Annotated in this window: 30 protein-coding genes; 17 read left to right on the top strand and 13 right to left on the bottom strand. The window is 68.7% G+C overall.

All coding sequences use genetic code 11. From position 1 onward, the window contains the following. Window positions 1-49 precede the first annotated feature (49 nt). Window positions 50-886 (bottom strand): oxidoreductase, encoded by an 837-nt coding sequence (locus Psi02_RS22655; RefSeq protein ID WP_203977295.1) that lies wholly within the window; start codon window positions 884-886, stop codon window positions 50-52. Between the two features lie 158 nt (window positions 887-1044). Here Psi02_RS22655 and Psi02_RS22650 point away from each other — a divergent pair, with 158 nt between their 5' ends. The 4 genes from Psi02_RS22650 to Psi02_RS22640 are packed head-to-tail and all read left to right on the top strand — an operon-like array spanning window position 1045 to window position 3877. Then, entirely contained in the window at window positions 1045-1893 is an 849-nt protein-coding gene (locus Psi02_RS22650; protein WP_203977293.1) for a tryptophan 2,3-dioxygenase family protein, read from the top strand. Beyond that, window positions 1886-2080 (top strand): hypothetical protein, encoded by a 195-nt coding sequence (locus Psi02_RS40170; RefSeq protein ID WP_239095077.1) that lies wholly within the window; start codon window positions 1886-1888, stop codon window positions 2078-2080. The genes Psi02_RS22650 and Psi02_RS40170 overlap by 8 nt, the downstream gene beginning before the upstream one ends. A gap of 28 nt (window positions 2081-2108) precedes the next feature. Continuing rightward, window positions 2109-2885: an aminotransferase class V-fold PLP-dependent enzyme gene (locus Psi02_RS22645; protein WP_239095076.1), complete on the top strand. Its 777-nt coding sequence runs from the start codon at window positions 2109-2111 to the stop codon at window positions 2883-2885. Window positions 2886-2941: 56 nt separating this feature from the next. Then, window positions 2942-3877 carry an alpha/beta hydrolase family protein gene (locus Psi02_RS22640; protein ID WP_203977291.1) on the top strand — a complete coding sequence of 312 codons (936 nt, stop codon included), beginning with the start codon at window positions 2942-2944 and terminating at the stop codon, window positions 3875-3877. Window positions 3878-3962: 85 nt separating this feature from the next. Here Psi02_RS22640 and Psi02_RS22635 read toward each other — a convergent pair whose 3' ends face one another. Then, window positions 3963-4487 carry a PadR family transcriptional regulator gene (locus Psi02_RS22635; RefSeq protein ID WP_203977289.1) on the bottom strand — a complete coding sequence of 175 codons (525 nt, stop codon included), beginning with the start codon at window positions 4485-4487 and terminating at the stop codon, window positions 3963-3965. Between the two features lie 111 nt (window positions 4488-4598). Here Psi02_RS22635 and Psi02_RS22630 point away from each other — a divergent pair, with 111 nt between their 5' ends. Beyond that, a complete protein-coding gene (locus tag Psi02_RS22630) occupies window positions 4599-6026 on the top strand; it encodes an MATE family efflux transporter (protein ID WP_203977287.1) in 1428 nt (475 codons plus the stop codon). Here Psi02_RS22630 and Psi02_RS22625 read toward each other — a convergent pair. The 3 genes from Psi02_RS22625 to Psi02_RS22615 form a co-directional block, all read right to left on the bottom strand. Further along, entirely contained in the window at window positions 5992-7386 is a 1395-nt protein-coding gene (locus Psi02_RS22625; protein ID WP_203977285.1) for an NAD(P)/FAD-dependent oxidoreductase, read from the bottom strand. The two genes, Psi02_RS22630 and Psi02_RS22625, sit on opposite strands and share 35 nt — an antisense overlap. A gap of 23 nt (window positions 7387-7409) precedes the next feature. Next, the gene (locus Psi02_RS22620; RefSeq protein ID WP_203977283.1) at window positions 7410-7553 is read right to left on the bottom strand and encodes a hypothetical protein; all 144 of its coding nucleotides are present in this window, start codon (window positions 7551-7553) and stop codon (window positions 7410-7412) included. A gap of 213 nt (window positions 7554-7766) precedes the next feature. Further along, window positions 7767-10604: an AfsR/SARP family transcriptional regulator gene (locus tag Psi02_RS22615; protein WP_203977281.1), complete on the bottom strand. Its 2838-nt coding sequence runs from the start codon at window positions 10602-10604 to the stop codon at window positions 7767-7769. A 275-nt stretch (window positions 10605-10879) separates the two neighbouring features. Here Psi02_RS22615 and Psi02_RS22610 point away from each other — a divergent pair, with 275 nt between their 5' ends. From Psi02_RS22610 to Psi02_RS22600, 3 genes are read left to right on the top strand one after another with little or no spacing between them, the layout of a single operon-like run. Then, window positions 10880-11833, top strand: a complete 954-nt coding sequence (locus Psi02_RS22610) for an ABC transporter ATP-binding protein (protein WP_203977279.1) — start codon at window positions 10880-10882, stop codon at window positions 11831-11833. Between the two features lie 26 nt (window positions 11834-11859). Then, window positions 11860-12654 (top strand): ABC transporter permease, encoded by a 795-nt coding sequence (locus Psi02_RS22605; RefSeq protein WP_203977277.1) that lies wholly within the window; start codon window positions 11860-11862, stop codon window positions 12652-12654. 24 nt (window positions 12655-12678) lie between these two features. After that, window positions 12679-13473, top strand: coding sequence for an ABC transporter permease (locus Psi02_RS22600; protein WP_239095095.1), 795 nt, complete (start codon window positions 12679-12681; stop codon window positions 13471-13473). Between the two features lie 28 nt (window positions 13474-13501). On the opposite strand, the gene Psi02_RS22595 is transcribed toward Psi02_RS22600, so the two are convergent. Together Psi02_RS22595 and Psi02_RS22590 are read right to left on the bottom strand one after the other, a co-directional pair. Continuing rightward, the gene (locus Psi02_RS22595; RefSeq protein ID WP_203977273.1) at window positions 13502-13942 is read right to left on the bottom strand and encodes an ABA4-like family protein; all 441 of its coding nucleotides are present in this window, start codon (window positions 13940-13942) and stop codon (window positions 13502-13504) included. Beyond that, window positions 13939-14847 (bottom strand): hypothetical protein, encoded by a 909-nt coding sequence (locus tag Psi02_RS22590; RefSeq protein WP_203977271.1) that lies wholly within the window; start codon window positions 14845-14847, stop codon window positions 13939-13941. Before Psi02_RS22590 ends, Psi02_RS22595 begins: the two co-directional genes overlap by 4 nt. Before the next feature lie 121 nt (window positions 14848-14968). On the opposite strand from Psi02_RS22590, the gene Psi02_RS22585 reads away from it, so the two are divergent. Then, complete coding sequence (locus Psi02_RS22585) at window positions 14969-15577, top strand: MerR family transcriptional regulator (protein WP_203977269.1); 609 nt, start codon at window positions 14969-14971, stop codon at window positions 15575-15577. Window positions 15578-15620: 43 nt separating this feature from the next. Here Psi02_RS22585 and Psi02_RS22580 read toward each other — a convergent pair whose 3' ends face one another. Continuing rightward, window positions 15621-16454: a helix-turn-helix domain-containing protein gene (locus Psi02_RS22580; protein WP_203977267.1), complete on the bottom strand. Its 834-nt coding sequence runs from the start codon at window positions 16452-16454 to the stop codon at window positions 15621-15623. Between the two features lie 212 nt (window positions 16455-16666). Here Psi02_RS22580 and Psi02_RS22575 point away from each other — a divergent pair, with 212 nt between their 5' ends. Continuing rightward, window positions 16667-17032 (top strand): hypothetical protein, encoded by a 366-nt coding sequence (locus tag Psi02_RS22575; protein WP_203977265.1) that lies wholly within the window; start codon window positions 16667-16669, stop codon window positions 17030-17032. A gap of 113 nt (window positions 17033-17145) precedes the next feature. Here Psi02_RS22575 and Psi02_RS22570 read toward each other — a convergent pair whose 3' ends face one another. After that, window positions 17146-17532 (bottom strand): low affinity iron permease family protein, encoded by a 387-nt coding sequence (locus Psi02_RS22570; RefSeq protein WP_239095075.1) that lies wholly within the window; start codon window positions 17530-17532, stop codon window positions 17146-17148. A gap of 214 nt (window positions 17533-17746) precedes the next feature. On the opposite strand from Psi02_RS22570, the gene Psi02_RS22565 reads away from it, so the two are divergent. From Psi02_RS22565 to Psi02_RS41110, 3 genes are all read left to right on the top strand, one after another. Beyond that, window positions 17747-18094, top strand: a complete 348-nt coding sequence (locus tag Psi02_RS22565; RefSeq protein WP_203977261.1) for an STAS domain-containing protein — start codon at window positions 17747-17749, stop codon at window positions 18092-18094. A gap of 80 nt (window positions 18095-18174) precedes the next feature. Beyond that, a complete protein-coding gene (locus tag Psi02_RS22560) occupies window positions 18175-18324 on the top strand; it encodes a GPGG-motif small membrane protein (RefSeq protein ID WP_203885462.1) in 150 nt (49 codons plus the stop codon). A 157-nt stretch (window positions 18325-18481) separates the two neighbouring features. Further along, complete coding sequence (locus Psi02_RS41110; RefSeq protein WP_373317661.1) at window positions 18482-18634, top strand: DNA topoisomerase IB-related protein; 153 nt, start codon at window positions 18482-18484, stop codon at window positions 18632-18634. A 13-nt stretch (window positions 18635-18647) separates the two neighbouring features. Here the strand turns inward: Psi02_RS41110 and Psi02_RS22555 are convergent, their stop codons facing one another. Beyond that, a complete protein-coding gene (locus Psi02_RS22555; RefSeq protein WP_203977259.1) occupies window positions 18648-18968 on the bottom strand; it encodes an STAS domain-containing protein in 321 nt (106 codons plus the stop codon). A 315-nt stretch (window positions 18969-19283) separates the two neighbouring features. Between Psi02_RS22555 and Psi02_RS22550 the strand changes: the two genes are divergently transcribed. Then, window positions 19284-19625, top strand: coding sequence for a helix-turn-helix transcriptional regulator (locus Psi02_RS22550; RefSeq protein WP_203977257.1), 342 nt, complete (start codon window positions 19284-19286; stop codon window positions 19623-19625). 560 nt (window positions 19626-20185) lie between these two features. Continuing rightward, a complete protein-coding gene (locus tag Psi02_RS22545; protein WP_239095074.1) occupies window positions 20186-21538 on the top strand; it encodes a HAMP domain-containing sensor histidine kinase in 1353 nt (450 codons plus the stop codon). Between the two features lie 64 nt (window positions 21539-21602). Here Psi02_RS22545 and Psi02_RS22540 read toward each other — a convergent pair whose 3' ends face one another. After that, a complete protein-coding gene (locus tag Psi02_RS22540) occupies window positions 21603-23732 on the bottom strand; it encodes a serine/threonine protein kinase (protein WP_203977253.1) in 2130 nt (709 codons plus the stop codon). 258 nt (window positions 23733-23990) lie between these two features. Further along, window positions 23991-24425 carry an ester cyclase gene (locus tag Psi02_RS22535; protein ID WP_203977251.1) on the bottom strand — a complete coding sequence of 145 codons (435 nt, stop codon included), beginning with the start codon at window positions 24423-24425 and terminating at the stop codon, window positions 23991-23993. 371 nt (window positions 24426-24796) lie between these two features. On the opposite strand from Psi02_RS22535, the gene Psi02_RS22530 reads away from it, so the two are divergent. Beyond that, complete coding sequence (locus tag Psi02_RS22530; RefSeq protein WP_203977249.1) at window positions 24797-25282, top strand: cupin domain-containing protein; 486 nt, start codon at window positions 24797-24799, stop codon at window positions 25280-25282. Between the two features lie 183 nt (window positions 25283-25465). Then, window positions 25466-25591, top strand: coding sequence for a hypothetical protein (locus Psi02_RS40755; RefSeq protein ID WP_275415230.1), 126 nt, complete (start codon window positions 25466-25468; stop codon window positions 25589-25591). Window positions 25592-25709: 118 nt separating this feature from the next. Here Psi02_RS40755 and Psi02_RS22525 read toward each other — a convergent pair whose 3' ends face one another. After that, window positions 25710-25925, bottom strand: a complete 216-nt coding sequence (locus Psi02_RS22525; protein ID WP_203977247.1) for a CsbD family protein — start codon at window positions 25923-25925, stop codon at window positions 25710-25712. Window positions 25926-26083: the final 158 nt, after the last annotated feature.

Here is a 26083-nt window from a genome sequence, read left to right as displayed (position 1 = left end):
GCCGAGCCATCCGAGATCCTGTGCGGCTCTTCAACGGTCCACATGGTCGTCATCGTCGCTCGTCGATGTCGGTACCGGCGCTCACGTGAGCCCAGGCGTCCACGGAAGCGCGGTCGGCGTCGAGGACGCCGCGGAACGTGTCGACCGCGTCCGCGCCGAGCAGGAGAAGAGCCGGCGGTTCCGGTGACCGGACGGCGATGATGATCGCCTGTGCCGCCTTGGCGGGGTCGCCGGGCTGGGTGCCGTGGACGGTGTCGTTCTCCTTGCGGCGCCTGCCTGCGGTCTCGGCGTAGTCCGCGATGGCCTCGGCGGACTGAGTGAGCGAACGGCCGGCGAAGTCGGTGCGGAACGCACCCGGCTCAACGGCCAGGGCGGTGATCCCCAGCGGCGCCAGTTCCTTGCGCAGCGACCCGGTCATGCCCTCGAGCGCCGCCTTCGCCGCCGCGTAGTACCCGGAGCCGGCGGGTGTCATCCGAGCGCCGATCGAGGAGATGTTCACGATGGCGCCGGAGCGCCGGGCACGCATCCCGGGCAGGACGGCCTTGATCATGGCCACGGCGCCGAAGAAGTTGGTGGCGAACAGGCGTCGCACGTCCGCGTCGTCGCCTTCCTCGACGGCGGCGCGGTACCCGTAACCGGCGTTGTTCACGAGCACGTCGACGGCACCGAAGCGCTCCTCGGCGCGGCGCACCACTTCCTCGACCTGGGGCTGTTCCGTCACATCGAGGGTGAGAGCGAGAGCGGTCTCAGGGTGGGCGGCGGCGAGATCCTGCACCCTCGACACGTCTCGGGCGGTGACGACGGCGTTGTCGCCGCGGGCGAGCACGGCTTCGGCGAGGGCTCTGCCAAGGCCGGTCGAGCATCCAGTGATCAGCCAGGTGGACATGGTGATCGGTTCCCTTCTTGCCATATCAGGACGTATCCCGCATCATGCCTGGTGGGTTCCGGCCGCCCCGACATGGCCGGGCCCGAGGGGACCGGGGCTCCAGTGCCGAGAGGAAGGGAGCGGACCGCTACCCGGCAACACGTCTCGAGGAGACCGCGATGTCGCATCGCCCCCCGTCCCGAGAAGCCGGCATCGGTTCGGAGTCCCCGAACCTCGACTTCACGGGCACCACGCCGTACGAGGATTATGTCCAAGCCGACGTCCTCACCCACCTGCAGCACCCCCTCTCCGACGACCCCGGTGAGATGGTGTTCCTGGTCACCACCCAGGTCATGGAGTTGTGGTTCACCGTGATCGTCCACGAGTGGGAGACCGCCTGCCGCGCGCTGCGCGAGGATCGGCTGCCCGTCGCGATGGACGCGCTCAAGCGCAGCGGGCGTGAACTGGAGGCGCTGAACGCCTCCTGGCGGCCGCTGTCACAGCTCACCCCCGCCGAGTTCAACGCGTACCGGTCCGCGCTCGGCGAGGGCTCCGGATTCCAGTCCGCGATGTACCGGCGGCTGGAGTTCCTGCTCGGCGAGAAGTCGTCGTCCATGCTGGTGCCGCACCGAGGCGCGCCGCGTGTCCACGCGGAACTGGAGAAGGCGCTCCTCCAGCCGAGCCTGTACGACGAGGTGCTGCATCTCCTCGCCCGGCGCGGTCACGCCGTCCCCCGAGCCGTGCTGGACAGGGATCTGTCACAGCGCTACGAGCCCTCGGCCGAGGTCGAGGCGGCATGGACGGAGATCTATTCCGGTGACCGGGACGCCGACCTGGCACGGCTCGGCGAGGCGCTGACGGACGTCGGCGAACTCGTGTGGCGCTGGCGCAACGACCACCTCGTGGCGACCAGGCGCGCGATGGGCGCCAAGACCGGAACGGGCGGCTCGGCGGGCGTGGCCTGGCTCGAGAGACGGGCCGCGAAGAACGTGTTCCCCGAGTTGTGGACGGCGCGCAGCCATGTCTGATCTCGTACATCTCTTCAGCCTCTCGGAGAAGGCCCGCGAACTCAACGAAGCGGACGGGCTGCGCGCCAAGCGCGCCGAGTTCGTCCTCGACGACGACGACACCGTCTACCTGGACGGCAACTCGCTGGGCGCGCTGGTGGGCGCGGTGCGGATGGCCGGCGCGGAACGCGACGACGTTCCCCACTGACGGCTACATCGCGGAGTCCGCCGCGCGGATGACGGGCCGACGTCTGGTCGCCGTCGATCCGGGCGAACTCCGGACCGCCTTCGGCCCTCGCACCGCCGCCGCCCTCGTCAACCACGTCGACTACCGCAGCGGGCGGCTGCATGACCTGCCCGGTGTGACGGCCGCGGCGCACGCCGCGGGCGCCCTGGTGGTCTGGGACCTGTGCCACAGCGCGGGCGCGCTGCCGGTGGGGCTCGACGCGCACGGCGTCGACCTCGCGGTCGGCTGCACCTACAAGTACCTCAACGGAGGTCCCGGCTCGCCCGCCTTCCTGTACGTGCGCCGGGACCTGCAGCCCGGCTTCGACTCGCCGCTTCCCGGGTGGAACTCGCACCGGGACCCCTTCGGCATGTCATCGCGGTACGAGGCCGCGGACGGCGCGCCGCGCGGCCGGGTGGGCACCCCCGACATCCTCTCGATGCTCGCTCTGGAGGCGGCACTCGAGGTGTGGGACGAGGTGCCGATCGCGGCCGTACGGGACAAGAGCCTGGCCCTGACCGACTTCTTCCTCGAGTGCGTCGCGGCGTACGTGCCCGCGGGACGAGTCGAGTCGATCACCCCGGTCCGGCACGCGGAGCGGGGCAGCCAGGTCGCGCTGCGCTGCGCCGGCGCGGGTGAGGTGATGGGCTCGCTGATCGCCCGTGGGGTCGTCGGCGACTTCCGGCCTCCCGATGTGCTGCGCTTCGGATTCACGCCGCTGTACGTGTCGTTCGCGGACGTGGAGCGGGCGGCGCGGGTGCTGGCCGAGGTGATCTCATCCCGTTGACCGGCGGCGCGACACGTCGCGATTCGCAACCCCCAGGCGAAGGAGAGATCGCGCACATGACCCGAGCGGGAACGCGAGCGGTGGCCGGGGACGACGCGGCGCGAGATGCCGCCGAGCAGGAGTCGGCCTTCTCTCATCCCTTCGTGGAACCGGATGCCACCGCCTCCTACGGCGACCATGCCGATCAGGTCGTCGATTTCTACGCCCCCCGCGTGGATCTCGGCGAGGTGAAGGCGCCCCTCGTCGTCGTCCTGCACGGAGGCGCCTGGCGTGCCGCCTACGACAGGCGGCACGTCGCCCCCTTCGCGGCCTTTCTCGCCGGTCGCGCTTTCGCGGTCGCCTCGGTCGAGTACCGGCGGGGCGGCGCGGAGCCGGGCACGGCGGGCCGCTGGCCGCAGACCCTCGACGACGTGGCCGCGGCCATGGACGCGCTGCCCGGCCTGGTGGCGGACGCACTCCCTCAGGCGGACCCGCGCCGCCCGATCGTGGTCGGGCATTCGGCCGGCGGGCACCTCGCGCTGTGGGCGGCGGCCCGCCACAGGCTGCCGGAGGACTCCCCCTGGCGGCGTCCCGAACCCTCCGTCGGAGGGGTCGTCGCGCTCGCGCCGATCGCCGATTTCACCAAGGCCGGCGAACTGTCCGTGTGCGCCGGCGCCGCGCTTCAGTTCCTCGGCGGGCCCGAACGGTTCGAGGAGCGGCGCCCATCCGCGGATCCCGCGGCGCTGCTCCCCACCGGAGTCCCCACCACCGTCGTCCAGGGCGACGCCGACATCGTCGTCCCGGCCGAGGTCGCCGAATCCTTCGTGCGCGCGGCCGCCGGGGCCGGTGAGACGGTTCGCCTGACCCAGGTGGCCGACGCCGGGCACTTCCCGCTGATCGATCCGGCGGCGGACGCCTGCCTCCTGGTCGCGGAGGAGATCGCGCGCCTGGTGGCGACGGCACAGACGAGCGGTACGGCAGGGCTCGGGCGGCCTTCGCTGACTTTTCGCTGACTTCGATCGACCGCTGACGACCTGCCGTCCGGAGCCCAGGCCGGACGGGACCTCAACGGGATGGTCACCGTCCACTGGACGTCGCTCAGCCCTCCAGGCTGCCGATCGCCTCGGCCAGCCACTTCCGCTCCTCCGCTCCGGTGGCGCGGGCGATGCGCAGCATGCCCTGCCGGAAGAGATCCGGCGCCTCCTCGGCCCGCACCGGCTCACCGTCGCGGTAGAAGAAGCTTGCCGGGGTGTCGAGGAAGGCCTGACGGCGGCGGAGGACGGCGGCCTGCTCGGCGCGGTCGGGGAGGTGGCCGAGAAACGCGAGCAGGGTGAAGAAGCGCTGTCCATCGGTGATTTCCGGATCTTTGGGGTGCCGCAGCCTGGCCAGTAGTTCGATGCGGCCCGCCTCGGTGAGGGACAGGATTCGGCGGGGTGCGGCACCGCTTCCGGGCTCGGTGCGCTGTTCCACCAGGCCCGCCTTCACCAGTCGGGCGATGGCCGGATACAGAGCACCGTCACTCACTGGACGGATGTGCCCGCTGAGGCCCTGGATACGGGACTTCAACTCGTAGCCGTGCAGGGGCTCTCCGTAGAGGAAACCCAGAATCGACAGCTCCAGCATGCACCGAGCCCCTTTCTACGCCCGACGGCGCGCTTGCCCACCTCGCGTCGCCATGCTATCTCTTTTCGCTGTACCTCTAATCGAGGTACAGCGAAAAGAGGAGGTGCTGTCATGGGCGCAGCGGAACACCGTCGCAGGCTGGTGTCGCTCGCGTATCCGGTCTACTTCGAGCTTCTCGCGGGGGTCGCAGCCGGGATCATCAACATGGTCTGGGTGGTCCGGCTCGGCGGGGACGCCGTCGCCGCCGTAGCCGTGGCCACCAACGTCGAGAACCTGTTACTCGGCGTCATCCTCGTCGCCGGCTCCGGCACGACCGTTCTGGTCGCACGCGCCAGGGGCGCGGAGGATCCGGCGGCGACACGCTCCGCCGTACGCGGCGGCTGGACCCTCTGGGCGCTCGTCACACCTGTTGTCGCCATAGGCGGATACCTGTGCCGCGAGCCACTCGCCCGGCTAGTGCTCGGGGGCGGCGACGGCGACTCTCCGCCCCTCGCCGCCGACTACTTCTCGATCGCCCTGCCCGGGATCGCGGTGTTCTTCGCGACCAACGTCGTCGACGGCATTCTCAAGGGCTTGGGCGACACCCGTACCCCGATGAGGCTTGCGGTGCTCGCGAACGGACTCATTCTGGTGCTCGACCCGTTGTTCATCTTGAGGTTCGGCCTCGGGGTGCGCGGGGCGGCGATCGCCACGGTTTCGGGCCGGACGGTCGCGCTCGCCTGCGGTTTCGTGGCGCTGCGCCGCAACGGCGCACTGCGGCGTGCGACCGGGGCGGTCTCGCCCCGGGCCGGGTCGCTCGGCGCCGATGCCCGCCGGACGGCTGCGACCGGGCTGCCCATGTCGGCCGACTTCGCCGCACGGATGACGGGGGCGCTCGCGCTCGTCGCGATCGTCGCCCGGATCGGCGTCAGCGAGGTCGCCGCGTACGGGATCGCGACCAAAGCGATGTACGTCGCGACCATGGCCTTCTACGCGGTCCGCCAAGCGGCCGCCATACACACCGCCCATCTGCTCGGGGCCGGACGCGACGAGCGGCGGGTCATCGGGCGCCAGGCACTGCTCCTCGCCGGGACGTTGGGTCTCACGGCCATGTCGGCACTGCTTGCCGCCGGACCGTGGATCATGCGCGCCTTCGGCTCCGAGGGCGAGGTGGCCGAGGCGGGGGCGCTCTATCTGCGCTGCCTGGGGCCGTACTTGGTGCTTCTCGCCTGCTTCATCGCGCTGGGCGGGGTGTTCGAGGGCAGCGGCGACAGCCCCGCCCTTGCCCGGATCACCACGTGCGGGGTGGTGCTTCAGCTGGCGCTCGCGTACGGCCTGTCCGGATGGGGCCTGCCGGGCGTCTGTGCGGCCATGGCGCTGTCCACGGCGCCGCAGTGTGCGGCCATCGCCAGGATGTACCGGCGTACGGAACATCCTGGACCCGCGACGGCGGGCGAGCTGATCCAGCCCGCCCGCGCGCAGGACCCGACCGGCTTGCGACCGCTCGTGGTACCGGTTGCGGCCGTCACCGACCGACCGGGCTCTTCGACCGCGCCGTGACCTGGCGGCGGGCTCTCATGCCGCCGGAGCGCGGCCGGAGCACACGGGCCAGGACGCCTGGCGACAACAGGTGCTGCGGAGGGGCCTGGAGGTTGGCGACGCTCAGGAAGGCGTGCCCGACCACAGGGTCCGCCTCCGCGGCCGCGTGGAGCCGCGTGAGGTAGCCGTTGAGCAACTTCACCCGCAGGGAGCGGCGGCCCTCGACCGATGGGAACCTCAGATCGCCGCCGACCGAGATGTCCCACGGCACATCGATGATCCGCGCGGCGCGCCCGAAGAATCGGCCGGCCAGGCCGTCGTGTCCCCCGTCCGCCAGGCATTCGCGCAGGGCGACGGCCTCGCAGGCGGCGACGGTCATGCCTTGCCCGTAGCTGGGGTTGAACTGGCACAGGGCGTCGCCGAACACCACGTATCCCTCGGGGAAGTCACGCAGCCGCTCGTAGCGGCGCCGGATGCTCACCGGGATGCGCATCAGACGGGGCGCCCCCAGAGGTTCCAGGCGCTCCAGAAGGTGGTGCAGGTCCTGGACCGGGAGCCGGGCGGCGAACCGGTGGTATCCGTCCGGGTCGACCGGGGGAACGTCGTCGCCCATGCCGTACAACGTGACCAGCCAGCGGTCACCCTCAGCGCTGAGCGCGACCCCGCCCCTCGGAACGGCCGCGCTGTGCCCCACGATGAGGGCGACGACGTCGGCGTCGCCAGGCCGGCGCCGATACTCTCGCGAGACGTACACCAGCCGGGAGTCGACCCGTTCCTCCGGCGCGGTCTCATACCCCAGCCTGCGCATCCACTCGGCTCCGCGGTTGCCCCGGCCCGTGGCGTTCACCACGAGGTCCGCCGGCATGTCCTCCGGCCGGTGGTCCGCGCACAGCAGGCGCACTCCGGTGACTGCGCCGGGTTCGGCATGGTCTCCGGCGGCGATCAACTCGACCACCTCGCAGCGCTCGCGGATCACCACGCCGGGAAGGGCCGCGACCCGGGACCGCAGAGACCATTCGAGTTGCGGTCGGCTCACCGTCAGGCCCCGCATTCGTGAGGGCGCCGGGTGAAGCCTCCGGCCGTCGTTGTACCAGCGGACGTCGTTTTGGATGTCGCACGGGACGGCTTCCGCGGCGACCAGGTCGGCCGTTAGCCGTGGGAAGAGATCCTCGAGGATCTCGCAACCCCGGGACAGCAGACCATGCGCGTGAAGGCCCTGCGGCACGCCCCGCCGCGGGATGCCCTGACCGGGCAGTGCGTCACGGTCGATCACCGTGACCCGATCGAACGTCTCGCTGAGCACCCGGGCCGCCAGCAGCCCGCCGATGCCCGCTCCGACGACGACGGCGTGCCCGGTGAGCCGGGCGCTGATGTCTTTCATGGTGGCCTCGCCCTCTCCTCGGATCAGCCCCACTGGGAGGGGTCGCCCGCCACTGACCACTGGGATGGGTCGCCATCGGCGGCGTGGGCGGCGGTCGCGCCCAGGCCGATCAGGAGCCCCAGTGCGATTCCGGACATCGCCACGGTGCGGATCATTCGCTTGATCACGGTTCACCTCGTTGTCAGGCCGCCCGTGCAAGGCGGCGTCGGGTTGACGACAACGAGGCTGCGCGCGGGCGCTTGGCGGTCACTGGGAATCGACTTGGGCCCGTGGGTGCGCCCGCCCGCCGGCGACCCCGACCAGCCGTCCCGACCAGCGCGATCGGTTCGTGCGGACGGCCAGCATCAGATGCGACGTAAGAATCAGATGCGACGTCCGAATCAGCGGGACGGGATCAGACCGGCCAGCAGGACGCTCGCCTCCTGCCGGGACAGGGCGCGTCCGCGGGCCGCACAGCGGTCGTACTCGTCCGGCGCAAGCGCCTCGCGTACGGCGGCGGCCTCGCGCGGGCCGTCCAGCGGGTCCATCAGCTCCGGGGAGACGCCGGCCCGCGCACCGATGGCCTCCACCGCGCCCATCAGCACGGCTGCGTGCTCGGCCCGTCCGGTCAGCGCGAGGGCGCGGGCGGCGCTGTGCACGGTCACCAGCCAGAAGGAGATGTCACCGTAACGCTCCATGGCGGCGAGGATGTCCCCCGCGATGGCGAGTGCCCGCAAGCCGTCCCCGCGGTCCGAGGCGGTCTTCATGTCGCACCACGCCGCCCCGTCCGCGACCCAGTCGTGGCCACTCGCGTGGGCTGCGGCGATCGCCTCCTGGAATACGGCGTCGGCGCCCGGCAGGTCCCCCAGGGCCCGCAACACCATGCCCTGGACCATGAGGGTCTCGGCCTCCAGCCAGTCCTGGCCGCTGCGCCGGGCCATCTCGACCGCCGTACGGGCGAGTGCCGCCGCGTCGACGGGCGCTCTGGCCAGCAGGCCCAAATAGGCGGCGTAGACGGTCGCGACGGCCTCGGTCACCAGGTCGCCGGCCTCGCCGGCCTCCTCGACCGCCGTCCGCGCGGCCCGGTGGGCCTGTGCCGTCTGCCCGGCGAGATAGCCGAGTGAGGCGACGGCGAACCGGGCACGCGCCCGCGTGCCCGGTTCGGCCCGCGGGGCGGCCGCGAACGCCTCGGACAGCCAGGCGAGTCCCTCCCCGACATGGCCCATGCGGAACCAGAACCAGGAGAGTGCGCCGCCCAGACGCAACGCGTAGTCGCCGTCGTCCTCTGCCAGCGCGGAGGCGAAAGCGGCCCGGAACTGCGGCTGGTCCCGGCTCAGCCCGTCCAGCAACACCGCCCCCTGCGGGCCCCGCAGGTGGCGTTCGGCGCTCTCGGCCCGAACCAGTGCCCACGCGCGGTGGCGCTTCTCGGCCCCGGCCAGCTCGTCGGGCGAGAGGTTGCCCAGGGCGTAGTGGCGCAGAGTCTCCAGCATCCGGTAACGGCGCGGCGCCGTTCCAGGTTCGGCGGTGACCAGCGATTTGCGGACCAGTGCGGAAAGCGGCGCCAGCACGGAGGCGGCTCCTCCGACCGCGGCGGCCGCCTCGAGGTCGAAGCCAGCGTCGAGCACACCGAGCCGGTAGAAAAGCCGGCGTTCCGCCGGCTGCAGCAGCTGGTCGCTCCAGGCGACGGTGTCCAGCAGCGTGCGATGGCGGTCCGGCCGCCCGGCCGACCCGCCCACCAGCAGGGTGAATCGGTCCCCCAGGGCATCGGCGATCTGGCCGACGGACAGCGTCCGGCATTGTGCGGCGGCGAGCTCGATGGCCAAGGGGATGCCGTCGAGCCCCGCGCATAAACGAGCGATCTTCTCTCTGTCGCCCGGCGCAGGCGCCCAGCCGGGCTGCGCGGCAGCCGTACGGCGAACAAAGAGTTCCGCGGCGTCCGTGGCGGCGTCCAATGGCGGTACTTCGTAGATGATTTCACCCGTGATGTCCAGGGATTCACGGCTGGTGGCCAGAATCCGTACGCGGCCGCAGCGCGTCAGCAGAGTGTGAACGAGCGTGGCAGCGTAGACCAGCAGGTGCTCGCAGTTGTCCAGGATGATCAGCAGGTCGCGGTCGGCGAGCATTCCGGCCAGCTGGTCGGGGGACGACGTGGCGGGCAGGCCCAGGGCCGCGGCGACGGTGGCGGTGAGCAATTCGGCCGTGTGCAAACCTGCCAGTTCCACGAGCCAGGGCCCGTCGGCGTCGGCGCGGGAGCGTGCGGCCTCCAGGGCCAGGCGGGTCTTCCCGACCCCGCCCGGGCCGGTGAGCGTGACCAGCCGGTGCCCGTCGAGCAGACCGGCGACAGCCGCGAGGTCGCCGCCCCGGCCGACGAAGCTGGACAGCGCGAACGGCAGGTTGCCCGAACGCGGTGCCGGAGCCGTGGTCTGCGGTTCGGGGGCGGGCAGACGGCTCTTCTCCGCAGGTGCCGGGGCCAGCTGCGGATCCTGGGCGAGCACGGCCGCCTCCAGGTCGCGCAGTCCACGTCCGGGGTCGATGCCGAGTTCGTCGGCCAGCCGTCTGCGCACGGCCCGAAGCGCGGCCAGCGCGTCAGCCTGTCGTCCGGACCTGTAGAGCGCCATGGTGAGCAGTTCCCAGCCGCGTTCCCTCAGCGGCTGCTCCGCCACCAGCGCTTCCAACTCGCCCACGGCTGCGGTGTGCTGCCCGGACGCGATGACGGCGGCGAGCCGGTCCTCGTGCACCGCGGCCCGCAGATCCTCCAGCCGGGTGGCGTCGGGCACTACGAAGGAGGCTCCACTGACGTCGGCGTACGCCGGTCCCCGCCACAGCGCGAGCGCTTCTCCGAGCAGCTCGACGGCGGTTTCCGGTTCGCCGCCCTCCAGCGCGCGCCGGCCACGCGCGGCCAGATCGGTGAAGCGCTCGGCGTCGACGGCGGCCGGGGCCGCCCGGAGCGCGTATCCGGGCCCCTCGAACACAAGTAGCCGGGCCGGAGCACGGGGGGCCCGCTCCGGCTCCAGCGCTCCGCGCAGATCGGCGATGTATCCGTGGAGAGTCGTCATGGAGGGCGGCGATGAGCCCTCCCACACGTCGGAGAGGATCCGCTCTGCCGAGACGACCCTCCCTCGCGCGATCAGCAACCGCGCCAGCACCGCCCGCTGACGGAGCCCGCCCAGCGCTGCCGGTCGGCCGCGCAGCTCGGCTCGGAGCGATCCGAGCACTCCGAACCGAACGCCTTCGGCCACCGGCGACCTCCGCCCGTAGTCGGCCGACCATGAGGTCAGCCGGGTCACCGTCGATGATCCGACAGTTCGAGGAGCACTTCCAGGTGTGGACCGTACCTTCTGATCCCGCGTCTCGCCGTCGCCAACGGGCATCTTGATCAAAGTCTGATCAATCGCACCGAATCGCTTAAATCCGCAACGACACACCGCATCTATCCGGCAAAATCTTGCAAAAACTCCGCATTATCAGTACATTCGGCCCGCGTGCGTGTAAACCCTGCTGCGGAGGAGCGTGGATGACCGACTCGTCAACGGTGCTGATCGATGCGCGGGGGCTGACGAAGGTCTACGGCAAGCCCGGGGACAAGGCGGGGTTCACGGCCGTTGACGGGATCGACTTCCAGGTGCGCCGGGGGGAGGCCTTCGGGGTGCTCGGCGCGAACGGAGCCGGCAAGTCGTCGACCATGCGCATGATCGCGTGTGTGTCTCCGGCCACGGCCGGAAGCCTGCGCATCCTCGGTTACGACAGCGGTGCCGACGGGGCCAAGATCCGGGCGCGACTCGGCGTCGTGCCACAGGACGACACGATCGACACCGAGCTGACCGTCCGCGAGAACCTGCTGATCTACGGCCGCTATTTCGGGCTGTCGTGGAAGGTCCTGCGCGAGCGGAGCACCCGCCTGCTGGAGTTCACCCGCCTGTCCGAGAAGGCCGAGGACGCGGTCGCGACCCTGTCGGGTGGCATGCGGCGGCGGCTCACCATCGCCCGCGCGCTCATCAACGAGCCTGAGATCGTGCTGCTCGACGAACCCACGACCGGGCTCGACCCCCAGGCCCGCCACCTGCTCTGGGAGCGGCTGTTCCAGCTCAAGCAGGAGGGCGTGACCCTGTTGCTCACCACGCATTACATGGACGAGGCCGAGCAATTATGCGACAGGCTGGTGGTGATGGACGCCGGGAAGATCGTCGCCGAAGGCGCACCTGCCGAGCTGATCGCCCGCTACACCCTGCGTGAGGTGCTGGAGTTGCGGTTCGCCCCGGGTGAGCGGCAGATAATGACCGACAAGTGCCGCGGCCTCGCCGAGCGCATGGAGGAACTACCGGACCGGCTGCTGCTCTCCACCGACAACGGCGAAGAGACGCTGAGCGCGGTGCACCGGCAGGGCGTCCAGCCGCTGACGGCGCTGGTCCGGCGATCCAGTCTGGAGGACGTCTTCCTCACCCTGACCGGCCGTTCCCTTCTCGACTGATCCCCCAGCGACCGCCCTGAGGAGACATGCACACACTGGCCAGGGCGTTCTCAGCGCCGGCGTTCCGCGAGCTCGGCTACTGGCTGTTCCGCTACCGCCGCACATGGCGCGGCTCGATCGTGATCAGCATCGGCAACCCGCTGCTCTTTCTGACCGCGCTCGGGCTCGGGCTGGGCACGCTGGTCGACCGCGAGAACAGCGCGTACCTGCACGGCCATTCGTACCTGACGTTCATCCTGCCGGGCATACTGATCGCCGGCGTCATGCAGATCGCCTTCCTCGAGGCGTCCGGTCCCGTCATGCAGAGCGCCCTGCCGCGTGGCAGCTACCGCGCCGCCGCCTCGACTCCGTTGGAACCGACGGGCATCCTCTACGGGCACCTGATGTACTGGACCCTCCGAGCCACGCAGAACGCAGTTCTGTTCACCTGCGTGAGCCTGCTCTTCGGCACGGTGGATCCGGCCAGGGCGCCGTTGCTCGTGCTGGTCGCGGTGCTGGTCGCGATCGCCTTCGCCGCCCCGGCGGCAGCCTGGGCGGTGACCGTGACCCGCCCCTCCCAGATCAATGTGATGTTCCGGTTCGTGGTCCTGCCGCTCTACATGTTCTCCGGCACGTTCTTCCCGATCGAGCAGTTGCCGGTCTCGCTGCAGTGGGTGGCCTGGGCGACGCCTCTGTGGCATGGCGTCGACCTCGGCCGCACGGTCGCGTTGGGCACGGCCACGCCGTACGGCGTGCTGATCCACATCGGCTACCTGAGCGTGATGGTCGCCGTCGGCCTGTACCTGGCCCGCCGCACCTACCGCCGCAAGCTGTACGTCTGAGAAGGAGGAGGCTTCGTGACGGCGATGCCCACCGGCGTGCCCGCCGAGATCCCCCTGCGCCCCGGCCGCGCATGGACGATGGTCGAGCGCAACCTGATGATCTACCGCCACACCTGGCCGGTCCTGCTCGCCGAGATCTTCGAACCCATGCTGTACCTGCTGGCGTTCGGCGTGGGCGTCGGTCTGCTCGTGGGCCGTGTGCCGGGCCTGGACGCGTCGATCTCCTATCCGCAGTTCGTGGCCCCGGCGCTGCTCGCCACCGCCGCGATGAACGGGGCGATGAATGAGACCACGTTCAACATGTACGGCAAGCTCACCACCGACAAGACATACGAGTCGATCCTCACCACGCCCATGTCGGTTCGCTCTGTGGCGCTGGGCGAGGTGCTCTGGGCGCTCGTGCGCGGGGCCATCGTCGCCACCGTGTTCCTGGTCGTCGTGAGCATCTTCGGCCTGGCCGATCTGCCGGAGGCGCTACTGGTCATTCCGAGCGCCCTGCTCATCGGCTTCGCCTTCGCCGCGGTCGGGCTCCTCACGGTGACGTTCCTGCGGAGCTGGCAGGACTTCCAGCTGATCCAACTGGTGATGCTGCCCATGTTCCTGTTCGCGACCACCTTCTTCCCGCTGGAGGTCTACCCGCGTCCGGTCCAGGTGTTCGTGGAGGTCCTTCCGCTCTACCACAGCATCGAGTTGGTCCGGGCGGCCTTCCTCGGCACCGGCGGCGGTTACCCCGCCGTCGCCGTGATCTATCTCGTCGTGCTCGGCATCGTGGCACTGGCCGTCGCCGTACGCCGGCTGGAAGGCACGTTGCGCCCCTGATCCTTCCGGCATCGCAGCCGCATGTCGCTCACCTGTCGGCGAATGTCCAGCGGGGCTGACCTGCGCGGAGCCGGATGAGGAAGTAGAGCGGCAGCGCTATCGGTGACAGCAAGACCGTGAGCACCAGCACCGGCGCCATGACCAGCGGATGCACCTTTCGTTCGCGGCTGTCGAGATACATCCACCGCCCGAGGAACAGGTCCCAGGCGATGATCTGCGCCCACAGCGCGGTCAGCGCCTCGGGCCTGGTCAGCAAGCTCTGCAGCCCTTCCAGCGAGGGCCTCGTCACCACTGGCCAGAAGTCGCCGAGCAGGGGTACGAGCAGGATCAGTTCGACGGCCACCGCGGGCAGCACGATGAGTGGTGAGCCGGCCACCCGGCGGGTGCCCCGCCACGTGGGTACAAAGATCATCAGGGCCCAGAACGGTGCGGCCACGTAGAAGCTCAGGTCGAACAGCAACGAGGTCATGAGGCGGGCTGTCTCCTTGGGGAGAGCGCAGCCGCGGCCGCGCCGAATGCGATGACGGCGGCGACGCCCAGGAGAGCCAGGGTCACGGCGTCGGGATGGACCAGTGACTGGCCGCGCAGGGCCTGCCACAACACCAGGAGGAACAGGTAGCCGTAGACGCCGCCGGCGATCAGCACGAGGCGCAGCCGCACCTCCTCGCGGCGCAGGACGGCGAAGCGCACGGACAGGGCCGCGAGGAGCAGCGCGAACAGAGGCAGCAGTTGCAGGGCGTGCATGCCCACGAAATGCGGTACGCGCAGGTCGCCACCGATGGTGCTCCAGCCCACCACTGGCAGCCCCGGGCCGCCGTCGGCGACGCCCACACTGTGGGCGCCGGCGAAGTCCTCGGCCCATGTCTGTCCGGGTACCCCGGTCACCATCAGGCCGCCGGAGGCGACGCCGAGCGTGGAGATGACGAGGCCGAGCCGTACCGCCCAGGTGCTCACGCGGTCGGCCTGGCGATCGACGATCACGAAGACCGCGGCGACCAGGTTGGCGAGCATGAGCACGCCGATCGTGACGCCCATGGCGATCCAGATCGACCCGTCGAGCGAGGTCGCCTCGTTGAAGTGGCTGTGGCGGCCCCGGGCGGCCTGGAAAACGATGAGAGCCACCTCGGCGAACGCGGCCACGACCAGGGCGGTCCCCATCCACCAGCTCACCCGCCCGGCCCGGTGGCGGAGCGACAGCAACCAGGCCCAGGTGAACGAGTACAGGGCGAAGGAGATCGCGAACTTCATCGGCTTGATCCAGATCGGGAGGCCGTCGAGCGTGCGGCCGTCCACGAAGACGAGGACCAGGAAGACGGGGGTGAGGACCGCCATGGTGGCGGAGAGGAAAAGGAGAGGGCGGTGCCATCGCAGCATGGGGGGCCTCCGAAAGGAGTGGATAGTTGAACTACTCACTATCGATAGTGCGACTTCCTACTATTCATAGCTAAGCTATCCACAGACAGCAAGAGGGGACGTAAGAGTGCGCATAGCGGAGTTGAGTGAGACAACAGGCATCCCGGCCCCGACGATCAAGTACTACATACGGGAAGGCCTTGTCGCTCCAGGCCAGCCGACCGGACGGAACCAGGCCAAATACACCGAGGAGCATGTGCGCCGGCTCAAGCTGGTGCGGGCCCTGGTCGAATACGGCGGGCTGTCCCTCGCGGCCATCCGCGACCTGATCGCACAGGTCGACAATCCGGACCTTCAAACGTTCGACCTGCTCGGTGCGGCGCAGAAGACCGTGACCCAGCAGAAGGACCCGCGGCCCGGGCCCTACAAGGACAGCGCCGAGCGCCGCCTGCACGACCTCCTCGCCAAGCGCGGCTGGCGGATCAGGACCGGCGACCCCGCGTACCACACAGCCGTCGGGGTCTTGGCCGCCCTTGACGAGATCGGCCGTCAGGACATGCTCGACGTCCTCGACGATTACGCCGAGGCCGCCGAGCGGATCGCCGAGATCGACGTGAGTCTGGTCGGCGACGTGAGCGACCGCGACCGCGCCGTAGAGATCGTCGTCATCGGCACCTCGGTGGGCGACACTCTGATCGCCATGCTTCGCCGGCTGGCGCAGGCCACCGTCGGCGAGCGGCTCTACACCTAGGAGAACGGGTCGGCGTCAGGTTCGGGGGCCGCCGCTCGGATCATCAGTTGCTGGCGCTGAGCGCGCGCAGCTTGGCCAGAGTGTCGCCCGATGGGCTGCCCGGCTCCGCCTCACCGACGAAGATGTACAGGCCGGGGGCGCTTTCGAGGCGCACCGTCTCATTCCACAAGGTGATCTCGCCGACTTCGCCGCGGCGCACCCGTACGAATCCCTGGCCCCTGAGCCGTACGTCGTGCCGAGCCCAGAGTCGGCGAAAGTCCTCGCTTTCGCGCGAGAGCTCGTCGACCAGCTCGCGAACGTTCGGGTCGTCGTGGTCCGCTCCCGCCACGGCACGAAGGTGTGCCACGTTGATGGCAGCCTCCTGTTCCCAGTCCATCCAGAACTCGCGCGCCGCAGGGTTGAGGAAGGTCAGCCTGATCAGGTTGTCGGTGTGCTCGAACCCCGCCAGGAGAGCCGCGGCCACCCGGTTCTTCGCCAGAATGTCCAACCGGTGGTTCACCACGAACACCGACGCGTCATCCAATTTCTCGATGAACCGCAGCACGCGCAGGTCGACCTGATCGTTGACCTGATCGGCCGGGGAGGCGCCCCTTTGCCTTCGTGCTCGCGGCTGCGCAAGCCTGTACAGGTGGTCGGTGGCATCGGGGCCGAGTTGAAAGGCCTGCGCCAGGCCGGCGAGCACTTGAGCCGACGGGTTGTGTTCCCGTCCCTGTTCCAGCCGGGTGTAGTAGTCGGTGCTCAGGCCGGCCAGCATCGCGATCTCCTCGCGGCGTAACCCCGGAGTCCGGCGACGGCCGCCTCCATGTGTCAACCCCGCCTGATCAACGCTCGTGAGCTGGCGCCGAGCGCGAAGGAACTCGCCCAGAGATCTGCTCATGTCGAGCATGTTAGGAAACACCAGGTCAAAGACACGCAAAGGAGAGGATGGACAGGAAGTCGGTGCTCAACCGTCCGCCTCAGGGCTGACGCGCCCCCGAAGGGCGTCCGTCGCCGGATTTCCGCGCGCGGGCCTCGGCCGCGAAGAAGTCACGCTGCAAGTCCTCCGGAAACTCATACGTGGACGCGCGGCTCGGGGGTAGGCGACCAGACATGACTGTGACCAGATTCCAAGACCTGCCCGTGGCCGACCGCGCCCGCGAGTGGGACGGTGACGCGGCGGACAAGAGGGTCCGGGCCTGGGCCGAGGCGAAGGACGCTCCCAACGCGGCCTACCGGGATGCCCACGTCTGGTACGACGGTGACGCCGCGGACAACTTCACCGCCTACAAGTTCCTGATCGCCGACGTCGTCGGCGGCGATCTCAAGGTCGTGCCCAGAGCGGTGATGTCGGCGGGCGGGATAGTCGACGGCGCGCGCGGAGGGGTCGACATCCCCAAGCAGGAGATGCCCCGGGTGAAGGCGCATCTGGCGAAGTACTACGCCAAGTTCGGGGACACCGCCCCCTGGGAGCGATGAGCCGCCCACCCCGCAAACCGACGCAAACCGGCCATGACCTATCCGCGGCCTCGGGGGCGGCGCACCGGCCCGGGGCCTCGGCGTGAAACGCGGAGCCCTTCACCAGGTCTTCGTCAAGCGCTCTCTTTGTTCTCAAGGCCGACGGCGTCGCGCAGTTCGTTGACGTCGGTGTGCAGCGGCTTCTCGTCATGATCCTCACTCACTTGCTTCATGAGGTCGGCCAGTGCGTCGGCGATGGCGTTGAGCTTGTGCTGAATGGCGGCATCGGCTCGGCTCTGCGTGTTCTGCAACAGGGCTACCAAGAGGAAGGTGACGATCGTGGTGGCCGTATTGATGATCAGCTGCCACGTGTCGAGGCTGCCGATGATGAAGAAGGACGGCGCCCAGACCAGGACCAGGAGCACGCACATCACGAAGAAGGTGCCTCTGGAGACGTATTTCGAGGCTGCACCGGCGAATCGGTCGAACGCGGACAGGTGACGGCTGACGTCGGACGGCATCGTGGGAGTGGAACCCTCAGCAATGGACACCGTGGCCCTCCTCATTCGCTGAGATCACGGGGCCCGTCACCTGCCCTGAAAGGCCGTCGGAAAACAAGCCGTCGTGGACGGAGAAGCCCCTCGATCCCCACCCATCTCACGAGCCTGAGCGCACGACATAGGGTGCTTATGAGGGGTTGACCTGCAAGTTCGACCCGCGACGGAGGTGAGTCGCATGGAAGTCTTCGAAGCCTCGACCGAACATCGTCCACCATTCACGATCATCAGGGCGTGTGGAGAGCTCGACATAGCCGCTGAACCCGCCTTCCAGAAACAGGTCGAAGCGGTTCTCGAGCAGGCGCCGCAGCGCCTCGTCTTCGACCTCAGCGAGCTCCGTTTCCTCGACAGCGCCGGCATACGCGTGATCCTCGACGTGTACCGGCGCCTGGGAATGGGTGAGAGGGTCGTCCTGTGTGGGCTCTCCCCGCGTCTTCAGCGGATATTCTCCGTTATCGGAGTGACTGGCCGAGTAGGCGGAATGACCACGTACGCCTCCCTGGAAGATGCCCTCAAGTACGGCTGACAGAAGAAGCCATCCTGATCGGTGCCGATCTAGGCGACCTGCGGATGTTATGAGGTCATGTGTGAGGGCAGCGGAGGGCCATGGCTACACTCCTCTGGCTCATCGCCGTCGTACTCGTGATCGCCGGGATCTACGTCATCCTGGCCCGCCGGGACATCCTCTGGGGGATCGTCCTCATCGTCCTCGGGTTCCTCGTCGGCCCCGGAGGCGTCAGCATCTTCAATCCATAGAAATCACCCTGACAACGGACTAACGGCGGCCGGCGTCAGCCGGCCGCCGTCCTGCTCGTTTTCACCCGGCCCGCCGCACCGCGGTCCGCCCGATGCCTTCGGCAAGCGGCCCTGCCACTGGCGCGAGACCGCACTGCGCGGAGGCAGCCGAACCTACATGGCCGAACTGCGGTCCAGCGACCTCGCCGAACCCGGAATCGTTCGACGTCGTCGAGGGCGCTCGTTCGCATACGCGTACGCCGACCGCCGTCCGGTGGAAGAGCAGCGCACGCTGAAGAGAATCAAGGACTTGGCGTTGCCTCCCGCTTGACGGCAGGTGACGCTCAGAGCCCGGGGCCATGCGCCGGGTCCAGAAGATCGATCAGGCGAATCATGCGGGGTGGCATGACGGTCAGTCGAGCTGAGCCGTCGCGGCATAAGCGGAGCAGCATGCGCAGTCCGGCGAGGTCGACGAAGTCGAGCTGGGCGGAGTCGATGGCTAGAACGTTCTCCCCCGGTGCGGCTTGTGTCAGGGTCTTGGCGACCGCCGGGGCGTTGCTGGCGTCGAGCTCGCCGATCAGCTGGATGAGGCCCGTGCACGGGCTGTAGGTGATGCGGAGATGGCGATCGAGATAGAGCACAGCGTCGACTTGCTCGGCGGCCATCCGGCCGCCTGGTGTGGTGTCTTCGGGGTTTGTCGTCACGGATGCCCCTGAGCCGGTCGCTGACGGTTGTGTTCCACATTCGGCTTCGCCGCGGGCTCCGCGAACCGGCCCGGACAGACTGACGCTGCACGACAGGCATGTGACCCCTGCCGCTTCCACGGCCCACATGCTCGCTGACTTCGGCGGCCCAACTCTAACACCAGAACGAATATATGCGAAAGATATTTCCGGTATAGTTCTTCTGGTAGTGGCGGTCGGGGTATTGTGTCCGTTCCACAAGTTCCGGGCCTCTGCTGGATGGCCGAGAGGTGTGAAATGGCCGCGGATAGCGTCGACGCCCGTACCTCCTCGTGGACCTTTCTGACCCATCACGCCCGGGTCCTGCTGGAGATCGCTCGCGACCCGGAATCACGACTTCGAGACATCGCGGATGCCATCGGCATCACCGAGCGTGCGGTCCAGGGCATCGTGACCGACCTGCGTGAGGCCGGTTATCTGACACGCTCCAAGGTGGGGCGCCGCAACCACTACAGGATCAATCCCGACCAGCGCTTCCGCTATCCGACTGAGGCGGATCTGCCCATCGGCGTCCTCCTGGACATGTTCTCCGAGCACGACATGGCGACGAGGCCGTTGTCGCCGTCCACGACGACCTGATCGTCGCAACGGCGCCGGCCTCCGCGCCCACCTTCGCGGAGGGGGCATGGGAGCCTCAATCCTTGACAGCTCAGATGCGGACATCTCCCTTGAGGGTCTCTTGGATTGAGCGAGACGCAGAAGTGGGCAGTGCATACCTACGCTGATCTGCGTAGTAGCTCGCTTTCGGCAGCCCACCAGGGGTCAATTTGATCAAGAATGTGCTCGTCGTGATGCTGGCCATCGTGACAGGGTTCGTCACCTACGGCCTGGTGGCCGGTCATCGTGAGCTGGCACGACGCCGGGGCCGCGCGGGGACGCCATAGATGGCGCCCGTGGTGTCAGCGGTCATGCCCGATGCTGCCTGACCAGGGCATTCGCCGGGGGTGAGACCTGGGTCCTGGGTGTGCCAGGGCCACCATGGCGGCGGCTTTCCGGCATACCGTGATGCGATGGACCGTGCTTCTCGGTAAGTACCGCGCCTCGCTGCGAGCTCACGACCCCCGGCGATATGGACGACGCTCCGTCCCTCCAGAGGAAGGACTGTGCCGGGAAGAGTTGGCGATGCCGAAGGAAGAATGGTGACGCCAGTGCCTCCCCTGCACTCGATACGAGCGCGCTACACGATGTTCGCGACGGCGCTGTCGCTGATACTCCTGATGACGATCGGTCTCAGCCTCGACTTGGCGATCCGGTACAGGGTCCAGGACGACCGCTTCTTCGAGGCCGAGCGAGTCGCCGCCCGGTGGAGTGCGGCCTTGCGCAACGGCGCCCTTCCGAATCCGATCCCCGCCTCCGCGGGTGTCGACCTCATCCAGTTGATCGACGTCCACGGCACGGTCGTGGACTCCAGTCCGGAGGCTGCGAACAAGCCGCCGGTGAGCATGCACCGCCCTCCGGCCGACGACCGGCTCCAGAAGCGGACCGAGTGCTCGCAGGATCGATGCCTCATACTCATGGCCAACCGAGTCACTCCCGCGGCGGACTCTCCAGTGGTCTACGCCGGAACGGTCGAGCCGTCCATTCTGGCGACTCACCGCCTGGAATACCTCATCGCCGCGGGCGCACTCCTCATCGTGGGCTCGGCGGCCTGGACGACGTGGTGGGCGGTGGGCCGGACGCTACGCCCCGTCGCGGTCATCCGAGCGCGGATGGCCGAGATCACAGTGAGCGACTTGAGCCTTCGGGTGCCCATGCCCCCGGGTAAGGACGAGATCGCGCTGCTCGCCCACACCGCCAATCGAACCCTGGCCCGGCTGGAAGGGGCGGTGGAGCAGCAACGTCAGTTCGCCTCCACCACCTCCCATGAGCTCAGAGCACCGATAGCCGGCCTGCGCACGCAACTGGAGGAGGCCCTGCTCTACCCGGAAGACGCCGATCTCCGCGGCACCGTACGGGGAGCGCTGGCGGCCTGTGACCGGCTCGAGGCGATCGTCGACGACCTGTTGCTGATGGCCCGTCTGCGCGCCGCCGACCCGGCGCCGCACGAGTCGATCGAGCTCGGTGCTCTCGTGACAGAGGAGGCGGCTCAAGCCCATGGTGTGCCGGTGAACGTCTACGCGCCCTCCGAGGTATGGGTGCGCGGCTCTCGGATCCAGCTGATCCGCGTCGTGGACAACCTCCTGAGCAACGCGCGGCGGCACGCCGACACCTGCGTCGAGATTTCCGTCGAATCCGCGGACGGCCAGGCCGTCGTGGCCGTGGTCGACGATGGCGCCGGCATCGCACCGGCCGACCGCGAGCGCGTCTTCGAACGATTCATCCGCCTGGAAGAAGGGCGTCGGCGTGACTCCGGCGGCAGCGGGCTGGGTCTTGCGATCTCCCTCGATATCGCCCGCGCCCACCGCGGAACCCTTCGGATCGAGGACTCGCCGCGAGGTGCCCGGTTCGTGCTTCGGCTGCCGCTGCTGAACGACGGCCCAAGTGACGGGTGACGACGCTCGAGTCGGCCAGACGGTCGTTCGCCCATGAACGCCGACCGGTTCGCCGGGATCGCGGCTACTTCCATCCGGAGCAGTACGTCTTGTCGTTCCGGCTGGAGCACACGTCCCACTGCACGTCCTTCGCGGGACCGCCGACCGAGAACTCGAAGTCCTTGTACTGCCCGTTCGAGACTTCGACGTACGGATCGGGCTGGGCGTAGTGGAGCTTCCAGACTCCGCCCACGTCGACTCTGTAGGCGACCCGCAGCCAGGAATGAGACTCGTACTGCTTGGTGTCCTGCAACCTGCCGCTCGCGGTACCCGCCGTCCCATTCCAGGAAACAGACCCGCGAGCCCATGCGTAGTTGGTGCTGACGTCCAGGGTCGAACTGCCGGAAGGCGGAGGCGGCGGCGTTCGCGCCGGTGATCCCGGCTGCTGCGGCGAGACCGACACGGCAGGCGAGGAATGCCTGGCCTTGGCCTTGGTCGACTCGGGTGATGCGGTCGATCCGGCCGGTGCGGTCTTCCGGGACGACGCGGTCGGCTTACGCGAAGGCGGGGCTGTAGGTGCGGCACTCGTGCCGGAAGGCGCCGCGACCGAGGTGGACGGCACCGCGCCGACCGCGGTGTTGCCGTCATCCGGTGGCCCGACGACCGCGAACCCGATCCCGACGCCCACGCCGACGAGCACCACGCCGGCCGCGGCCACTCTCCTGCTCCGGCCACGTGATCGCCCCGGAGACGTCGGCTCAGAGGCGACACCCGGCCGGGGAACGGCGGCAAGCGGAGAAACCCCGCCGTCAGCGGTGGGCCCCGCGGAGACGGGCGCGCCGACAAGCGGGGGCTGTGCCAGTTCTGCTGAGGCGTCGCGGAGCCGCCGTACCAGAGTCGCCGCGGTCGGCCGCCCGGCCGGATCAGGTTCAAGGCAGGCGGTGACCAGGGACCACAGCACGTCGGGCACGTTTTCAGCGCGCCGCGGCGCCCCCGGCTCAACGTCCGTCTGCGATCCGAGCAGATGAGCCAGCAGCATGCCCGTCGCACGTACATCGTCGGGTCCGCCGGTCCGTCCGGCCGGCATCCCGGCTTCGACGATCACAGGACGCGCGTGTCCATCCGTCGTCTCCACCCGCACCCCGGCATCGAGGGGTCCATGCGCCTTTCCCTCTGCGTGCAGTACGGCCAGTTGCTCGGCCAGGTCGGCGGCGAACAGAGCGGCCTGCCGAGGTGCCAGCGGGGTATGCGACCGCAGATAGCCGCGCAGGTAGAACCCGGTCACTCCACGTTCGGTCGCCGGCGCGGCCGGATTGACGGCGTCGGCGTCGGCGTCGCGACCCGGCTCGTGAAGGGGCGTCGGCCCGGCGGGAGGAGTCGCGGAGTCCTCAGGGGCGTGCCGTGGCGATTGAGACCTGGTGGTGAGCCTGGCCAGCAACTCCTGAACGGTGGGACGGGCGTCGGGGTCCTTGGCCAGGCAGGAGAGCACCAGTGGCCGCAACGGATCGGGCACGCCGCCGACCTCTGGCTCGCCGGTCATGATCCCGTGGATCACCGCCGACGGTGTGGCCCCCGGAAAGGCGCGGTGACCGGTCGCGGCGTACACCATGGTGACGGCCCAGCTGAACACATCGGAGGCCGGGCTGGCGGTGCGTCCGTCGAACTGCTCGGGGGCCATGTAGGCGGGAGTGCCCACGATCCCCGACCGAGTGGTGGCCTGGTCCAGCAGCCGGGCGATGCCGAAGTCGATGACCACCGGCCCCTCGGGGCCCATGATGACATTGGCCGGTTTGAAATCGCGGTGCACGATTCCCGCCCGGTGGATCGCTTCCAGCGCGGTCAGCGTGGCGACCGCCAAGCGTTCCAGGCCGCTGCCGGTTCGTGGCCCATCGCTTTGGATCAGGTCATGAAGGGAAGGGCCGGGGATGTATTCGCTGACGATGTAGGGACGCTCACGGAACACCCCCATGTCGATGACCGTGGCGGTACAGAATGTCGCCACCTGACCGGCGATGTCCATTTCCCGGGCGAACCTGCGGCGCTCGTCGTCGTCGGCGGCCATCCGAGCGTGCAGCACCTTGATGACCACGTGGGTCCCTGTGGGCGACTCGGCCTGGTACACCGTGCCCTGCCCGCCCTCACCGACGACGCCGACGAGCCGATAGGTGCCGATCCGCTCCGGCTGCTCCGGTTCGAGGAGGCGCGAACTGGACAATCGCCGATCCTTTCGATGGCTCTCGCGACAATTCAGCCACTATCCGGACCTGTCGCAGATAAAGGGACCTTGAGCATCGAAAAGACTATCCATGTGTCGCCGGCGGGGGGACAGTCTTGTGGACCTTGGTCACCGTGTTCCAGGTACGGCAGGACCTCGGCGGCGACCAGCTCCAAACCCGGACGGTTCCGGATTTGGAGCTGGTGGACAAGTGGTCGCCCTCAGGCGGGCCCTTTCTCTCGGTGGGCCGGCGAGGCACTACGCCTGGATGAGGCCGAGTTGCCGCAGCTGTGAGTAGACGTCGACGACTCCCCAGATGTCGGTGACCTGGCCGTCGGCGAAGCGGGCGATGAAGATCTCGTTGTAGGTGACGGATTTGCCGGTCGCGGGCATGCCCCGGTATTCACCGGAGTTGGTCCCGGTGACCGTCTGCCGAGCGACGATCTTGTCTCCCTCGGCGATCAGGTCCTCCCCCGTTACGTGAATGTCGGGGAACGCGCGCAGGAGGATCTCCCATACGCGCTTTTGTGCCTGCACCGCGGTCACGTCGGTCCGCTCCGCCGTGTGGAACCGCCCGTCCGGGTGAATGAACTCGTCGATCGCCTTCGAGATGACCCCCAGATCGCCGCTGTTGACGGCGTCGTGGAAGCGGCGGTACGTCTCCTTGTTGCGTGTTTCCTGAGCTGTAGACATGTCGGCTCTCCCTAGATCGAGATGATGCGGTCACAGCCGCCCGCCCACGACGGGACTTCCTGGCGGTGAAACCGGCGTCTCGGTAGTTACCGACGAGATAGCCCCTCGGATTGTGATGCCGCCGCGTCTGCCGTCGTGGGCGGCCTCGATCTCGACCTTGCCGGCGGCGTCCCACAGACGATCGATCGGGCGACCTCTACCTGAGCACACCATCACCAAGGCTTGGACTCGCTCCAGGCAGGTGTTCGAAATGCCTGGGCATGGTACCGAGACGACTCCGCCCAGCCCGGCCGAGACACCGCGCCGAGGTGAGCTGTTTCCGGCGGTGACCGGTGCGCGGCGGGTCGGAGTAGCAGGATGGGAGAGTCGTCATGATCCGAGTACGGTTTGTCAGCAGTCTCCTGGCTGCCGGCATGGTGACCGCGGCCCCGGCATGCGGTGTCACGGAAGACCGCACGACCGGCAGCAAGGTGCCGGTCGCCGACAAGGTGCCGGTCGCCGCCATGGTCACGCAGCCACCCTCCGAGACACTGTCGCCCCAGTTCGAGCAGGCGCTTCCCAATGTCAAGGGCAAGACGTTCACCTCGGCGATCGTGGACTTCCCGCCCGCTGCACGCGCTGTCCCGCATCGGCACGGCAAAGCCTTCGTTTACGCGTACGTGCTCGAGGGCACGGTGCGCAGCCAGCTCGGTGGCGAGCCGGTGCGTACTTACCACCGAGGCGAGAACTGGGTCGAGGAGCCGGGAGCGCACCATGTGCTCACGGAGAACGCCAGCCGGACAAGACCGGCAAAACTGCTGGTCATCTTCATCTCCGACACGGGAGACCAGCTCAAGATCGATGATCCGCCACGTTAGGGCGTACTGGGGAATCGGGCTCGAATCGGCCGTCGCGGCCGAGACGATGAGCGGCGAGGTCGAAAGATGATCGAGTCGGCGGTCGCCGATCGTTCACCATCGGTTAACCATATCTGTACCGATATGGCCAGTTTCGTGCGAGAGTATCCCGTGGAATGCAACTTTCCAGCCACGAGGTATCTAGTGTCCGAGTTTCTTACCGCGATGCTGGCCAAGGCCGTCGTAATGATGCTGGAGGCGCTGCTCATGCGCCTGATCCAGTCGTTCGTGACGTCCGGATTCCGCATCGGCTTCCCGCAGGCGGCCTGAGGCTCCACGCCTCGGCCCCCGGCCAGAGACCTGGCCGGGCCCGGAATCCGTCCAGGCCCGGTTCACAAGTCATTCCACAGTCATCCACGGGGGCACATGCGCCCCGTCGCCGCCGAGGTCAGCTCTTGAAGGCGTCCTTGGCCTTGCCCGCGGCATCCTTGGCCTTGCCTGCGGCGTCCTTCACCTTCTCGCCGGCCTGCTTGGTCCGGCCCTTGCTCTTGTCGGCCCGGCCCTCGGCCTCGAGATCTTCGTTGCCGGTGGCCCGGCCCGCCATCTCCTTGGCCTTCCCCGCGGCCTCCTGAGCCTTGTTGTGGATCTTGTCTCCTGCACCCATCGGTCATCCCTCCCGGGTCGTTCGACTGAAGGACCACCTTCCCCTGCCCATGGGCTCAAACCCCGCACGTCAGCCGCCCGATAACCATCATTCCGCCACATCGGCGCCTCGTTGCCTTCCAGGCTCATCAGCTGCGACATGGTCACCGATCGCGGCGC

Origin of the sequence: Planotetraspora silvatica (genome assembly GCF_016863315.1) — a bacterium.
GTDB classification, from domain to species: domain Bacteria; phylum Actinomycetota; class Actinomycetes; order Streptosporangiales; family Streptosporangiaceae; genus Planotetraspora; species Planotetraspora silvatica.
The sequence above is the reverse complement of the archived record's forward strand: the minus strand, read 5'-3'. Positions and strand labels throughout refer to the sequence as shown.